The organism is Inediibacterium massiliense (genome assembly GCF_001282725.1).
Taxonomy (GTDB): Bacteria; Bacillota; Clostridia; order Peptostreptococcales; family Thermotaleaceae; genus Anaerophilus; species Anaerophilus massiliensis.
Map to the genome: position 1 here is coordinate 801,688 of NZ_LN876586.1, position 13,979 is coordinate 815,666.

Annotated in this window: 14 protein-coding genes and 1 pseudogene; 7 read left to right on the top strand and 8 right to left on the bottom strand. The window is 28.9% G+C overall.

The genetic code is table 11. From position 1 onward, the window contains the following. Positions 1-43: 43 nt before the first annotated feature. Positions 44-1,786 (bottom strand): flavocytochrome c, encoded by a 1,743-nt coding sequence (locus BN2409_RS07545; protein ID WP_053956019.1) that lies wholly within the window; start codon positions 1,784-1,786, stop codon positions 44-46. A 371-nt stretch (positions 1,787-2,157) separates the two neighbouring features. Here BN2409_RS07545 and BN2409_RS07550 point away from each other — a divergent pair, with 371 nt between their 5' ends. The 3 genes from BN2409_RS07550 to BN2409_RS07560 all read left to right on the top strand — a co-directional run bounded on the left by BN2409_RS07550 (position 2,158) and on the right by BN2409_RS07560 (position 5,554). Next, positions 2,158-3,642, top strand: a complete 1,485-nt coding sequence (locus BN2409_RS07550; protein WP_053956020.1) for a sensor domain-containing diguanylate cyclase — start codon at positions 2,158-2,160, stop codon at positions 3,640-3,642. Positions 3,643-3,688: 46 nt separating this feature from the next. Beyond that, positions 3,689-4,300 carry a hypothetical protein gene (locus BN2409_RS07555; RefSeq protein WP_053956021.1) on the top strand — a complete coding sequence of 204 codons (612 nt, stop codon included), beginning with the start codon at positions 3,689-3,691 and terminating at the stop codon, positions 4,298-4,300. 168 nt (positions 4,301-4,468) lie between these two features. Then, positions 4,469-5,554: a putative NPN-dependent ornithine cyclodeaminase gene (locus BN2409_RS07560; RefSeq protein ID WP_053956022.1), complete on the top strand. Its 1,086-nt coding sequence runs from the start codon at positions 4,469-4,471 to the stop codon at positions 5,552-5,554. Positions 5,555-5,579: 25 nt separating this feature from the next. On the opposite strand, the gene BN2409_RS07565 is transcribed toward BN2409_RS07560, so the two are convergent. The 3 genes and pseudogenes from BN2409_RS07565 to BN2409_RS17500 all read right to left on the bottom strand — a co-directional run. Next, positions 5,580-6,089: an HD domain-containing protein gene (locus BN2409_RS07565; protein WP_242847922.1), complete on the bottom strand. Its 510-nt coding sequence runs from the start codon at positions 6,087-6,089 to the stop codon at positions 5,580-5,582. Between the two features lie 42 nt (positions 6,090-6,131). Continuing rightward, positions 6,132-6,455, bottom strand: coding sequence for a hypothetical protein (locus tag BN2409_RS07570; RefSeq protein ID WP_053956024.1), 324 nt, complete (start codon positions 6,453-6,455; stop codon positions 6,132-6,134). Positions 6,456-6,604: 149 nt separating this feature from the next. Next, positions 6,605-7,125, bottom strand: a pseudogene (locus BN2409_RS17500) (IS3 family transposase); the annotation flags it as partial. A gap of 171 nt (positions 7,126-7,296) precedes the next feature. Here BN2409_RS17500 and BN2409_RS07580 point away from each other — a divergent pair. Further along, positions 7,297-7,860 carry a GNAT family N-acetyltransferase gene (locus BN2409_RS07580; RefSeq protein WP_053956025.1) on the top strand — a complete coding sequence of 188 codons (564 nt, stop codon included), beginning with the start codon at positions 7,297-7,299 and terminating at the stop codon, positions 7,858-7,860. Positions 7,861-8,016: 156 nt separating this feature from the next. Then, complete coding sequence (locus tag BN2409_RS07585; RefSeq protein ID WP_053956026.1) at positions 8,017-8,565, top strand: GNAT family N-acetyltransferase; 549 nt, start codon at positions 8,017-8,019, stop codon at positions 8,563-8,565. A 458-nt stretch (positions 8,566-9,023) separates the two neighbouring features. Here the strand turns inward: BN2409_RS07585 and BN2409_RS16785 are convergent, their stop codons facing one another. Beyond that, positions 9,024-9,197: an ABC transporter permease subunit gene (locus BN2409_RS16785; protein WP_110943008.1), complete on the bottom strand. Its 174-nt coding sequence runs from the start codon at positions 9,195-9,197 to the stop codon at positions 9,024-9,026. A gap of 267 nt (positions 9,198-9,464) precedes the next feature. Between BN2409_RS16785 and BN2409_RS07590 the strand changes: the two genes are divergently transcribed. Then, on the top strand, positions 9,465-10,583 hold the full coding sequence (locus tag BN2409_RS07590) for an NADase-type glycan-binding domain-containing protein (RefSeq protein ID WP_053956027.1): 1,119 nt from the start codon (positions 9,465-9,467) through the stop codon (positions 10,581-10,583). 186 nt (positions 10,584-10,769) lie between these two features. Here the strand turns inward: BN2409_RS07590 and BN2409_RS07595 are convergent, their stop codons facing one another. Beyond that, positions 10,770-11,597: an ABC transporter permease gene (locus BN2409_RS07595; protein WP_053956028.1), complete on the bottom strand. Its 828-nt coding sequence runs from the start codon at positions 11,595-11,597 to the stop codon at positions 10,770-10,772. Beyond that, positions 11,587-11,757 (bottom strand): sulfonate/nitrate/taurine transporter ATP-binding protein, encoded by a 171-nt coding sequence (locus tag BN2409_RS16790; protein ID WP_110943009.1) that lies wholly within the window; start codon positions 11,755-11,757, stop codon positions 11,587-11,589. Before BN2409_RS16790 ends, BN2409_RS07595 begins: the two co-directional genes overlap by 11 nt. A 148-nt stretch (positions 11,758-11,905) precedes the next feature. Here BN2409_RS16790 and BN2409_RS07600 point away from each other — a divergent pair, with 148 nt between their 5' ends. Beyond that, positions 11,906-12,268, top strand: coding sequence for a hypothetical protein (locus BN2409_RS07600; RefSeq protein WP_053956029.1), 363 nt, complete (start codon positions 11,906-11,908; stop codon positions 12,266-12,268). A gap of 13 nt (positions 12,269-12,281) precedes the next feature. On the opposite strand, the gene BN2409_RS07605 is transcribed toward BN2409_RS07600, so the two are convergent. Then, positions 12,282-13,904 carry a recombinase family protein gene (locus BN2409_RS07605; RefSeq protein WP_242847923.1) on the bottom strand — a complete coding sequence of 541 codons (1,623 nt, stop codon included), beginning with the start codon at positions 13,902-13,904 and terminating at the stop codon, positions 12,282-12,284. Positions 13,905-13,979: the final 75 nt, after the last annotated feature.

Genomic DNA, 13,979 nt, shown 5'->3' on the forward strand with positions numbered 1-13,979 from the left:
TTTCTTAAAGAATAAAATAAAATCCGTGCTCATAGCACGGATTTTATTTTATTTCTTCACAAGCAGTATCAGCTGCAATTTTTCCAAATACCAAAATATCTGCAAGAGAATTTCCTCCTAGACGATTTTTTCCATGAACGCCTCCTGTTACTTCTCCTGCTGCATAAAGATTTTTGATAATTTTTCCGTTATTGTCTATGACTTGAGCTTTTTCATTAATTTTTACTCCACCCATAGTATAGTGAATGGCAGGAGATACTTTGATTCCATAAAAATTAGATTGTTCTATTTTTGTTTGTAAAGAGCTTCTATGAAAATCATGATCTTCTTGTTTCTCCACATAGGTATTATAGGTAGTTAATGTTTTTTGAAGTGTATTTTCATTTATTTTTAGGTTTTGTCCTAATTCTTTTAATGTTTTCCCTTTTATAAGAAGACCTTCTTTGTCATAATCATCAATGGCTTTTAAGCTTTTTCTCACATTTTCATCAAAAATAAGAAAAGCAGCTTTTTCTTTTTGAGCTAGTATATTCTGTGATACTACATCTCTAGTATCTAGTTCATTGACAAATCTTTTGCCATCTTGATTGATGAGTATTGCACCATTTCCTCTTACAGCTTCTGTAATCATATAATTAGTTCCAAATACCACTGTAGGATGAATTTGAATTTCCGTCATATCTATAATGGAAGAATTTAAAGTTTCTAAAAGATTGATTCCATCTCCAGTAGCGCCTGGACTATTGGTAGTACCAAATTCTTTTAAATCTTTTCTATAAGAAGAAACCATATCTTTATTTGCTCCAAAGCCTCCGGTCGCAATAATTACACCCTTGGCATAGATTTTATAGGTGTTGCCCTCTAAATTTTGAACTTCTATTCCTGTCACTTTATTATTGTCAAATAAAATCTTTGTAGCTTTGCTACCAGTTCGTATCTCTACTCCTTTTGATCTTGCAGTTTTTTCTAAGGTGCTAAAAAGCATTTCTCCGACAGGGGCTCCTCCCTTTGGTCTATGAGCTCTATCTACACTAGCACCACCTAATCTTCCTACATCTGATAAATCCATTCCATAATTGGTAAGCCAATTAATCATAGAAGAAGAATTTTGAGCTAAAATTTTTACTAAACTTTTGTTATTTGTATTTTGACCACCTTCTAGAGTATCTTTTATGAAGAGGTCTGTATGATCTTGTATTCCTTTTTCTTTTTGATATGCAGTTCCTGAGGCATTGATTCCTCCTGTAGCGTATTTTGTATTTCCACCTAAAATAGGCAGCTTTTCTACTAAAAGCACTTGTGCACCTTTTTCTTTAGCTTCAATAGCAGAAGTTAAACCTGCACCTCCACTACCTACAACTACAATATCTGTATGAATATCATTTATTTTATTTTTTTTAGTAGAAGTAATAGGTACAATTGAAATCCCAGATTTCTTTATAGCATCTTCTATAGCAGCTTTTATGGTTTGACTGCTTTGAGTAGCTCCAGCTACATCATCTATATCAGCACTATTTTTTTCTATGACTTGTTTAGATATATAAGAAAAAACCTTTTGTCCCATACTAGATTCATTATTTTTTAATATCTCAATATTTATAATTTCATTATTTTCTATAGATAGAGCTACTTGTACTTTACCATTTTTGCCCATAGATTCTCCTATATATTTACCTTCTAGCTCAACAGATGGGTGATCTCTCATATGACGATATCCTATAACAAATAAGGTAAGCAAAAAACCAATGATAAGAAATATTAGTATTTCTTTAGTTTGTTTTTTCATTCTAACAACTCCTCTCTAAGATTAGAACAATCTATAATATATATAATTTCAAAATAAAGCATATCATAAAAATAAATTTACATAAATAAAATTTTATAAATTGTATATATAATATTTAAAAAATTCGACATTTTTTTTAAAAAAGATTACAATATATATAATTATTTTAATAGAATGATTATACAAAAAGATTATAAGAATAAAAAAAAGAGGATTTTTATTTAAAAAAAGTAAACGTTTACCTCGAGAGGTAATATATACAATATAAATCAAGAACAAGGTGATAATTAATAAAATAATATAAAAGTAATAGATATAAATTATAGTAGAGGACGATTCTATAGGAACGTTCTAGGGAGGAAAAAATAAGAATGCATCCACTCAATTGGCTAAGGGATTTTTTTGAAAAGAATAATGTAATCAAAAAATTATTTACTGGAAATCGGGAAAAAGATTATAAGAAATATAATAAGAAGATACAGATGGCAATTGATACGATACCTAACCCTGTTATTTATAAAGATTATAAGGGGGTATATAAATGTATAAATACAGCTTATATGGATTATATGGGATTTACAAGAGAAGAAGTAATAGGAAAAAAAATATATGATATTCTTCCTAAGGACTTAGCAGATGTACACTCTAAAATAGATGAAGAGGTTTCAAAAACAAAAAAGAAAAAAATATATGAATCTAAGTTAAGACATTTAGATGGAACATTACATCAGGTTCTTTTTACAAAGGGGCCTATTTTAGATGATCAAGGACATGTTATGGGGATTATAGGTGTATTAGTAGATATTACAGAAAGAATCAATGCAGAAAATAAGATAAAAAAATTATTAAAACTGCAAGAGAGAATGATAGAAGTGAATCATGCGATTATAGAATCTGCAAATATAGAAGAATTACTTCGATTGATTTTAGATAAAATTATTGGATGTATGGAAAATGCTCATGGAGGTTCTATTCTTACTTTAGATCAAAAAGATAATCTAAAAATTATAGTTTCTAAAGGATATGATGAAGGATCTAAAGATTTTTCTATTCCATTAAAAGAATCTTGTCAATGGTATGAATCCAAAGGAGTTTGGGATAAAATTATTTGTATTGATGATATAGATGAAAAAAAAGAAAGAAAATTTAAATTTATAGACGTAAAAGAAAAAATGAAATCTTTTATGAGTGCTCCTATTGTAATAGATGGAAAGTTAAAAGGATTTGTAAATGTAGATAGTCACAAAAAATATGCATTTGATCAAACAGACATAGAGCTTATGAAATACATGAAAAATCAAGTGGAACTTGCTATGAGTAAATATAAGCTTTATGAAACAGCTATGTACCTTTCTAAATATGATACATTAACAAATGTATATAATAGAGGATATTTTCAAGAACAATTTAATATATACCAGAAAAAAGCTATGGAAGATCATGAATATTTTTCTGTAATTTTATTTGATTTAAATGGACTTAAATTTGTAAATGATCATTATGGACACTTATCAGGAGATATATTAATCAAAGAATTTTCCTCTTTTATGAAAAGGAAATTTAAAAACTTAGGTATATTTGCAAGGTATGGAGGAGATGAATTTATTGCTTTAGTTCATGAAAAAGATATGGAGAAGATTCATGAAAAGATGGATGAATCTATCTATTATTTTAAAAACAATCCTATCCTATTTGATGACCAAAAGGTAGTCTGTAGTTTTAGTTATGGAATTGCAAGTTTTCCTCAAGATGGAAAATGTTATGATGATTTAATAAAAATTGCTGATCAGAATATGTACTTATATAAACAAAAAATAAAAGAAATAGATTCTAAAAGTATCATTGACAAAAAATAGAATAGGTCATAATATGGAATAAAGCATGTCAATAAAGGAGATTATCATGGAGATAAATGACTGGTATATCATTTTTTTAGGAATATTATCAATAGTATTTGGAACTTTTATTATTTTTAAAAAGCAAATGATTATATCAGGAAAGATATGTATAGTAGTATATGCTTTATTTATACTTTTTTCTACAGTAGAGTTAAAAGAAAATTTTATGGTGATGATATGGACATATTTACTTTTTTATATTATGTGGATTCCTCGGATGAAAGGTGATTATACAATATATAATGTAGAAAAAATAAAAGTGATTGAATTGATAGAGAATATTTTTAAAAAAAGGAATATGCCATATAAAATAGATGAAGAAGGAATTATTCTTACAGAAGAATATAAAGAGACAAAACCTTATTTAGGAGCAAAAGAGAGCGTAAAGATCTATAACAAAAGAATTGATTTTAATAATGATGAAAAGAATAGAGCGGTTTCACTTAATATAAAAGATATACAAAAGACAGATCTTCATTATGAAATTATAGCAGAGATCAAGAAAAATCTTTCTATTTTAAAAAGTAAAAAAAGAGGGAAAGAAGGAATTGTATATATTGTATTAGGAATCTACTTTATTGCTATAGTATTATGGGAAAAATATTATTTATTATAAGAGCCGTAGGCTCTTTCTTTTTTGCATAATACGAATTCTTTGTTAGGGTTGATACCATAAATATAGATATGTTATGATAAATAGGTATTTAACAAGTTTCGATAAAAAAAGAAGAATAACGACATTTTTATAGAAGAAAGTTTATGTAGTAAGGAAGGGAGAATTGAAATGTTTCAATTACCAAAATATAAAGGACCTAATTTTAATCAAGATATATTTTTATCAGCACCCAATGCAGTAGTAGAAAAAGTAGTAAAAGATGGAGTAGCGCCAGATCATTATCATACAACATCTATGTATCCAGAGTATTTTAAAATCAATGGAAAGTGGATTTTGGCAAATGAAAGTAGAATGGATGGGGTGCCAGTATTAGTAGGGGAAGACAAAATAGAGATCAAAGAATTTAGGAATCTACATGTGGGAGATCAAGTAGTTGTAGGAAGAACAGAAGATGCAAGTGAAGGAATTTATCTTTATGCCAATGGATTTGAAAAGGATGATTATAAAAAAGATGTATTTGCGTTTAGAACAGGTAGATCTAGGGAGACTGCTTTTACAAAGGACTATGAAAAATTATATGAATTATTAGAACATGAAAAAGAAAATGGATATATTGTATGGGTATTAGGACCGGCTGTATCTTTTGATCATAGATCAAGAGAATCTATGGCAAGCCTTATTCAAAACGGATATGCTCATGCAGTTTTAGCGGGAAATGCTTTAGCAACTCATGATCTAGAAGGTGGAATTTTTAGGACTGCTCTAGGACAAGATATATACCATCAAGACTCAAAACCAAATGGACATTATCATCATTTAGATGCTTTAAATAAAGCTAGAAAATCAGGATCTATTGAGCAATTAATTGAAGATGAAAACATAAAAGACGGAATTGTACATGCTTGTGTAAAAAGTAATGTACCATTAGTTTTAGCAGGTTCTATAAGAGATGATGGACCACTTCCAAGTGTATTTTCTAATGTATATGATGCGCAAGATAATATGAGAAGTCATGCAAGGAAAGCGACAACACTAATATGTCTTGCTACTCAACTTCATACCATTGCTACAGGAAATATGACTCCTTCTTATACGGTAGTAGATGGAGACATAAGACCCGTATTTATCTATGCAGTAGATGTATCTGAATTTGTTTTAAATAAATTACAGGATAGAGGAACATTAGAAGTAACAACGATTGTTGCAAATATTCAAGACTTTTTAGGAAAATTAAAAGATAATTTAGTAAAATAAGCCTAGGAAATCCTAGGCTTATTTTTTAGTACATATTATCATAGTATTTTAAAGTTTCTAATGTTTTTGAAGATATACAATATTCGTTGTGGTGGTTCTTTATTAAATATAATATATCAGCTTCTACTTTCATATTAGATAAAATATCATATCCTATTTTAGGATGATGATTTTTATAATATAGTGATTTTTGTATGAATTTAGGTAAAATATCTTTTTTAAAGTTTAATCTAATGCATATAACTACAATAGACTTATTTATAAGTGTAAGATTACTTCCTATTTTTCCTATATCATGTAAAAGAGCTGCTCTTATAAGAGTGATATTATGTGGAAATTTTGATGTACACCCATAGGCTACTTGGAGACTATGATATTGCTCTGATACTCTTAATTTCTTAAATAGTTTTATTTCTTCTTTATTTAAATATTTTTCTATGAAGGCAAGATCTTCTTTTGTGGTTCTTGCAAGTAGTCCTTGAATAAATTGTTTCATTCTATAGATCATAATAGTTCTCTTTTCAGTTTTTCTCATTTTTATTTAGTGAAATTTTGAAAATCAATTGAAATGTTTAGTTTATTTAATAGATTTAAGATGAGCAATATCGGTCATGTTTTTTCCAGTAACAGCTTCTACAACTGTTAAGTCTTTTGATAAGTTATCAATTTTATGATTAATTTCTCTATGTCTATCTGCATTTTTAGTATCCAATTGAATCAGATAATCCTTGATTTCTTGTTGGCCTTGTTCTAATTTAGCTTGGCCCTGTTCTAATTTAGCTTGACCTTGTTTTAAATCCTTAATGTCAGATTCCATATTATCAAGGCGGTTATTCGTTTGTATTTGATTTTGTTTAAGTTCTGCTAATTCATGTAGTATTTGTTGTAATATTTTTTCCATAATATTCATCCCTTCAATACAGTTTCTTTATATTATTTATATTTTATCATCAGAATGTGTTTTAGTCACGATCTTTCCAATATTAAAATAGATTTTTATATAATGATCAATTAGACCTCCCCATAATGGGAAGGCCTATAATAAAATAGAACAAGTCTAGCATCTTTATGAATACCTGCACTGTAACCTATTATTTCTCTGTTAAAAAGGTCAACTAATAAACATACATAATCCCACTTGTTTCCTACTCTAACGTATGTTAAATCACTTACTACTGCTGCATGTGGCTTTTCTGTTTTAAATTCTCTATTTAGCTCGTTTGCTACTTTTGATTCATTCATTTATGTACATAGGACTTATACTGTGTTACTGTATAATTAGATACCAATCCTTGAGTTTTCATTATTTTTCCTATTTTTCTTCTGGATACAATAAATCCTTGCTTTTTAAATTCTACTTTTATTTTTCTATTCCCATAATTGTTCCGACTGGCTTTAAAAATCTCTATTACTTTAAGTGTAATTTCATCGGGTAATTCTTTAGATTTTGATTCATAATAGTCAGTACTCCTAGGAACTTGTAGGACTGTACACATTGCTGATACACTGTATTTGTGAACATTATTTTTAATCATATTTATTTTCGTCCTAATATCAACGCCGCTTGCCTTAAAATATTATTTTAAGTTTACATGATGTAACCTATCCAAAGACTGCAAAGCCAAGTGCAGTCGCACTAGGCTTCTCGGCGTCTTGAACACGAAATGTTAACTGAAACTGTGAGTATAAAAAAGGATAATTTAAAGTATTAAAATTATTTAAATAAGGTATAGAGGTGCATAATGGTAGAAAATATATGGCTTGAAACAGAAAGATTGATTATTAGATCCTATACTATAGAAGATGTTACTGGACTTTATGAAACGCTTAATGATAGTGAAGTTTTAAAATACATTCCAGAAGGTCAGATAAATATTGAGCAAGCTAATGAAGCAATTAGATGGTTAATGTCAAATTATAAAATTGGTATAAACTCTGATTTTAAATATAGTTTCCCAATAATTTTAAAGGAGAGGAAGGCATATATTGGGTGGTGTGGTATAGGTTATTTGGATTATGATAATAGTAAAACAGAAATTTACTATACGTTGAAGAGCAAATATTGGGGTAAAGGATATGCTACCGAAGCTATGAAAGCTATTGTGAATTTTACTTTTAAAGAATTAAAAATAAGGGAATTGGTTGCAGTGGTAAAGCCTGAAAATATAGATTCAATCAAAGTAATTGAAAAACTAGGGTTTAAGTATAAATATATACTTAGAAATGTGCCAATTGGATTTGAATTTTATGAGGGGGAATTATTTTACTTATTAAAAAAAGATGAATATATGAAAGAAACTGAGTAGTAATTTCTCATATAACAAAAAATATAACAGAAAATTCAAAAACTCAACGGGTTGGATTTTTAAAAATAAAGATTTTAAAGAAAAAATGATTATATATTTGAAGTTAAATTATCATAGAACGAAAATATAATTTTAAGTTTATGGAGGAATTATATTATGAATAAATCAATAGACATTGTCTTAAGAGAATTAGAGATGAAAGATTTGGAAGATTATTTGTATTGGAATCATCCTTCTCGTAAATTCCATAGGTTCAATGGTCCTTATTACAAAAAAAGTAATGAAGAGGAATTAAGGAAATATGTTGAAGAATTAAAAGTACTATTACTAAAGGGCGAAAAAAATGTACTTAAAAATAAAAAAATAATAGCAAATAAAGATACTGATGAGATTATTGGGCAGGTGAATTGGTATTGGAAATCACAAGAAACTCTTTGGATGGAAATAGGGGTTGTTATTTTTAATGAAGATTATTGGGGGCAAGGAATAGGATTTAAAGTTTTAAGAATGTGGATTAATGAAATTTTTAACCAAAATCCTAACCTTATAAGGATTGGATTATCAACTTGGTCAGGAAATGAAAGAATGATGAAACTGGCTGAAAAATTAGGTTTAAAAAAAGAAGCTGTTTATAGAAAAGCAAGAATTGTTGATAATCAATATTATGATTCTGTGAGTTATGGTATATTGCGTGAAGAATGGTAAGAGTTGATAAAAAATAAAGAATAAATTGGCTAGTAACATTCATCCGTATGTTATATTGCATAATATGGACTTGAGCGTCATCTTAGTCATACTATAGATAGAGTTGAAGACGACGCTAAGTTTTAAAATGTGCCTCACTGGGAAGTATATTGATAAAAGAAATAGATTAAATATATTTATTAAGAGACACTATTTATAAATTCTTATAATTCCATATAATCTCTACTTTATCAGTTATAACAATCTTCTTTATAAAATTTCTAAGAATAATTCTTCGCTTTTCAAAATTTCCTAACATGGACAGAACCTCAGCCAAGGATACATGTAGCTGTTCTTCTTCAGAGATTTCTTTTTCAAATTCAGAAATAGTTTTTTGTGTTTTTTTCTGTCCTAATATAAATTTTCTATCCTATCCGATATCTGCGAGAAAATAAAAATTCTCCTACAATTACTCCTACTCAGGAAAGTCCTGCATTGATTTTTAATGAATTGACTATAGTAGGAATGCTTGCGGGAATAATAACTTTTCGAAGAACTTGAAGCTTCGTAGCTCCAAAGGTTTCTAGCATTTTAATTTTATCTTCATCAGCTTCTCTAAAACCACAATATACTTCTAATATTGTAACTACAATGGATACAGATGAAGAATTTTCTTCTTAAAGATTGATACATTCTATCGTGTATTTTAATGTCTAATGTTTCACCTGATAAATATTTATATTCTCCACTTTTTTATTCTGTTATGATTCTCCTCTTATTTTTGCCATGATAATAAGTCAGATCCATTCAGAAGAGATGTTGACATATTTAATTAATATTAGTATTATGGAGGATGAATTAATGACGATAATATTTTTAAAATTCAGATAACTATATTTTAAAATGAGAGGAGAAAATATATGAAAAAATTCACAGTAATTTTACTAATGATTAGCATAATATTAACTGGATGTATCGATAAAAAGGACGAAGAAAAAGAAGCTTTCAAGGATGAAAGAACAACAATCTCCAAAGATGAGGAAACTATGCAAAAAGAATTAAGTAAGAATAAAAAACAAAAGGAAGTTAAATCCCATAATACATACTATTTTAAAAAGTATGATGTGGAAAATGGCTATAGAGGAGAGGTTATTCTTGAAGCCTATGATAAAGATGAAAATGTTATATGGAATAAAAAGTGGAGTAATTTGGTTATAACAGAACTATCGTTGTCCTCTAAGCTAGCCGTAGATGATTATAATATTTATATAGGAGTATATGGTACTCTATATGCACTAAATAAAGAGACTGGTGAAGAGGTATGGCATATTGAAAATATAGGGGCTATTTCAAAGCCTTATATAAATAAGGATAGGATATATGTATCTGGATATTATGGGCCGTTTTTGACATGTGTGGATATACATAATGGAAAACAGATATGGCAATATGATAGCAAAGATATGTATTGGTCAACAACTATTTCAAAGGTTGATAATAAAATAGCGGTTGAATATGAAGGTGCAGATGAAACAAAATTAGCATTATTTAATGAAGATGGAAATCTAATCAGTGAAAATAATGGAAGATTATCAGAAAATATCATTAAATGGGATAGAGTTGTGGCTTCAAGTATTTTAGATTCTAATTATAAGAGATACGGAGAGACGAATGTTTTAGATGGAAAATCTGAAACAGCTTGGGTTGAAGGAACAAAAGGGTATGGAATTAATGAATGGGTAAAGATGGAGAGTAATTCATATAGAGAGATAAATGAAATCGAAATATTAAATGGATATCATAAGAATATAGATACCTATGAAAATAATGGAAAAATGAAAAAGTTTAGATTAGATTTTTCTAATAATGAGCATATGATCTATAGCGTAACGGGAAATAATAAACAATATTATTTTAGTGATATAGATATAATATTAGCAAAACCAATTCATACAGACTTTATAAAACTTACAATTTTAGATGTCTTTGAAGGTAAAAAATATCAAGATACATGTATATCTGAAATAACTGTAAAATGAGATATGAATCTATATGAGATTGATGCAATTTATGAGGAAAAATGGAAACAGGAAAAAATTTATTATTAATTAGGAAGATATATATACTATTATGACAGCAACAGGTTTAAGTAATAATGATATTGAGAAAATGAAATCGAAGACGAATTAAGTATGAAAAAGCAGATGTAGCTACATCTGCTTTTTTTATCTCCACTTCATTAATTTTTTCTCAAAATAAGCTACTCCTTGATACATGAGTGCTGCCAAAATAGCCAAAATAATCACACTGGTCATGACCAAATCAAGCTTAAATACCTGCCCTCCATAGACAATAAGGTATCCAATACCTGCTTGAGAAACTAAAAATTCTCCTACGATTACTCCCACCCAGGAAAGTCCTACATTGATTTTTAATGAATTGACTATAGTAGGAATGCTTGCGGGAATAATAACTTTTCGAAGAACTTGAAGCTTAGTAGCTCCAAAGGTTTCTAGCATTTTAATTTTATCTTCATCAACTTCTCTAAATCCACCATATACTTCTAATATTGTAACTACAATAGATACAGACAATGCAGTAACAATAATTCCTGTAATACCTGCACCTGCCCATAAAATAATAATGGGAGCTAAAGCAGTTTTTGGAAGTGCATTTAAAACTACCATATAAGGATCTAATACCTGAGATATAAAATCAGACCACCATAGTAAAATGGCAACAATAGTGCCTAAAACAGTACCAAGTAAAAACCCTATTACTGTTTCAAATGTACTTACTCCAATATGCTTCATTAAGGAACCGTCCTTTAAAAGATTTAAAAAGACATTCCACATTTGAGATGGATAGCTCGTTAAAAATGTGTCTATAATCTCTAGTCTAGCAGCTATTTCCCAAAGTAAAAAGAATACTACAATTAATGAAATTTGAGTAATGAATATAACTTTTTTCTTTTTTTGATGTGTACATAAAAAATCTAAATGCTCTTTTGAAAACTCATGATTTGTATTTTTACAGTTGATTTTATTGAACATGCACATCAAGCTCCTTCCATATGGTATTAAAATAATGTCTAAATTCAGGAGCTTCTCTAGAAGTAAGGGGAGTTCTTTCAGTTTCTAAAGTTAATTTTATGGTGTGAATACTTTTTACAGTGGCAGGACGATTACTAAGAACAATGATTCGATCTGCCATAGAGATAGCTTCTGCTATGTCTCCAAAAAGACGGACTATAAAGATAAAAAATTTGGCTAAATAATATGTGAAAAGTAGAAGACAAAAGAGTTAATTGGATATATATGATAAAATGTAATGAATCAATATACAAAGGTGGGATAATTCTATGTCTATTCTTGAAGTTGTATTGTTAATAGTAGCATTAGCAGTAACACTAGCATACCTATATCCAGTCATATTATTACCCAAAATTATTCTTTTGCTATTATCAAAAAAATATGGATCTAATACAGGTCCTTTATACAAAGAACTCAAAAAGTCTATAATTTCTTTAATATTGGAGGGTGTCTTATGGTGGCCTATAGCTATTATGGCAACTTTTAGCACAGATGCACCTGGTACGAGTAACTTTCATATCAGTGTAGTTGCGTTTTTAATATATGTACCAATATTTGCACTAGCCTGTGTGATCATTACAACTATAGCAATGATAATAGAATCTAGAAAAGCAAAGGTTAAGCAGGATTAATCATCTTTTGTATTTAAAGGTCGGGCAAAATATTGATTGTTAAAGTTTCCCCATCCCAAGTAATTTCATGGATGATTTCATTCATTATTTTCTTTTTTTCATGAAAAGTAAGACCATCTACGTTGGTTGCAAAATTTTTTATAAGACTGAGTAGTATATCTATATTCATTTTTTGTAGACTTGTAGATTCTTTTTTTTCGCTTACATTTTCTAATTCGGTTTGTATATTAACAATTTTATCATCAAAGCTTTCGATTTGTTCAATAATGTATTTGGATGCTTTTGAATCTTGATTTTTTGCTAACTGTAAAGTTAAGTTACCAATGGCAGCTTTGCATTCTTTTAATTCTTCATACAGTTTATCTTTATCAACATTATTTACAGAAGATAAATTGTTTAATTTCTTTCTTTCATTTAAAAGGAACTGATAAAATTCATGATCTTCATAACCCATTTTCTTCAGTTCATTTACCACGAATTCATCTGCTTCATTACCATTTAGATTTTTAACATTGCAGCGACTTCCCCTGGATCTTTCCTTCATTAAGCACTTGTAATAATAATAGGTGCCATACTTCTTTCTAGATATGGAGATTCTCATTTTAGAACCACAGTTTTCACACTGTAGTAAAGTAGTAATCAATCCAATATTACTAGTACCTACTCTAGGAGCTTTTTGACTATTTTTTTCTAATAAATTTTGTACCCGTATCCATTCATGAGAAGGAATAATCCCTTTATGCTCTCCTATAGCAATTACCCATTCAGAAGGGTCTTTTCTAATAATTCTATTTTTCTTTTCATCATGCTTGTTATAGACCATGAGTCCATGAGTACCATCAAATTCTTCAGTCTTGTTAGTTATATCAGCACCTAGATTTTGAAAGTACTCAAACATTACTTTATCAGCTATAGCATAAACAGGATTGGCAAGAATGACTTTTAAAATGCTTTTGTCAAAGTCTTTATTGTTTCGTGTTTTTATGTGATTTTCTAATGTACAGCTTTCAAGCTTTGTAAGAGAACCAAGTTCTAAATATTTTTTATAAAAGACTTTTACTAATTCTAGTTCCTCGTGGATGGGAGTAAGGTGATACATTTTTTTCTTTGTATTATCTATGTTGTAGTATGTACTTCCTTTACTCTTAAAACCCATAGGTGTCTTTCCTCCAAGCCACCTGCCTGTTCTAGCAAGGGCTAACATATTATCTCTGATTCTTTCTGCAATGGTCTCCCTTTCAAGCTGTGCAAATACAGAAGTAATATACATCATGGCACGTCCCATAGGAGTGGAAGTATCGAATTGCTCTCGAATGGATACAAAATCAATATTGTACTCTTGAAGGAGAGCAACCAAACTTGAGAAATCAGAAATATTTCTGCTGATCCGATCCAACCGATAGCAAATAAGGACCTGGAACTTTTTCTTTTTTAAATCCTTTAGCATCTTTTGAAACTTAGGTCGATTACTATTTCCACCTGAGTAGCCTTCATCTTCATAAACAAGAAAATTATTTCCTTGGAAATGCTTCATTGCATAGTCTCTACAAAGGTCTATCTGATTTTGGATAGATTCACCTTTTTCTGTAGTTTTCGATTTACGAGAATATATGGCAATAGTTAATATGTTTATCACCTACCTTTATGAGTAGTTATTCATATTTTTACGCAACAACGGTATTTTAGTACTTGTATTATTTATAAATACATC

What these genes read in the sequence shown, in the direction of transcription:
- BN2409_RS07555 (WP_053956021.1), top strand. Translation starts at nt 3,689, where the DNA reads ATGGAGATAAATGACTGGTATATCATTTTTTTAGGAATATTATCAATA.
- BN2409_RS07585 (WP_053956026.1), top strand. Translation starts at nt 8,017, where the DNA reads ATGAATAAATCAATAGACATTGTCTTAAGAGAATTAGAGATGAAAGAT.
- BN2409_RS16790 (WP_110943009.1), bottom strand. Translation starts at nt 11,757, where the DNA reads ATGGCAGATCGAATCATTGTTCTTAGTAATCGTCCTGCCACTGTAAAA.
- BN2409_RS07565 (WP_242847922.1), bottom strand. Translation starts at nt 6,089, where the DNA reads ATGAGAAAAACTGAAAAGAGAACTATTATGATCTATAGAATGAAACAA.
- BN2409_RS07550 (WP_053956020.1), top strand. Translation starts at nt 2,158, where the DNA reads ATGCATCCACTCAATTGGCTAAGGGATTTTTTTGAAAAGAATAATGTA.
- BN2409_RS07560 (WP_053956022.1), top strand. Translation starts at nt 4,469, where the DNA reads ATGTTTCAATTACCAAAATATAAAGGACCTAATTTTAATCAAGATATA.
- BN2409_RS07595 (WP_053956028.1), bottom strand. Translation starts at nt 11,597, where the DNA reads ATGTTCAATAAAATCAACTGTAAAAATACAAATCATGAGTTTTCAAAA.
- BN2409_RS07600 (WP_053956029.1), top strand. Translation starts at nt 11,906, where the DNA reads ATGTCTATTCTTGAAGTTGTATTGTTAATAGTAGCATTAGCAGTAACA.
- BN2409_RS07545 (WP_053956019.1), bottom strand. Translation starts at nt 1,786, where the DNA reads ATGAAAAAACAAACTAAAGAAATACTAATATTTCTTATCATTGGTTTT.
- BN2409_RS07580 (WP_053956025.1), top strand. Translation starts at nt 7,297, where the DNA reads ATGGTAGAAAATATATGGCTTGAAACAGAAAGATTGATTATTAGATCC.
- BN2409_RS07590 (WP_053956027.1), top strand. Translation starts at nt 9,465, where the DNA reads ATGAAAAAATTCACAGTAATTTTACTAATGATTAGCATAATATTAACT.
- BN2409_RS07570 (WP_053956024.1), bottom strand. Translation starts at nt 6,455, where the DNA reads ATGGAAAAAATATTACAACAAATACTACATGAATTAGCAGAACTTAAA.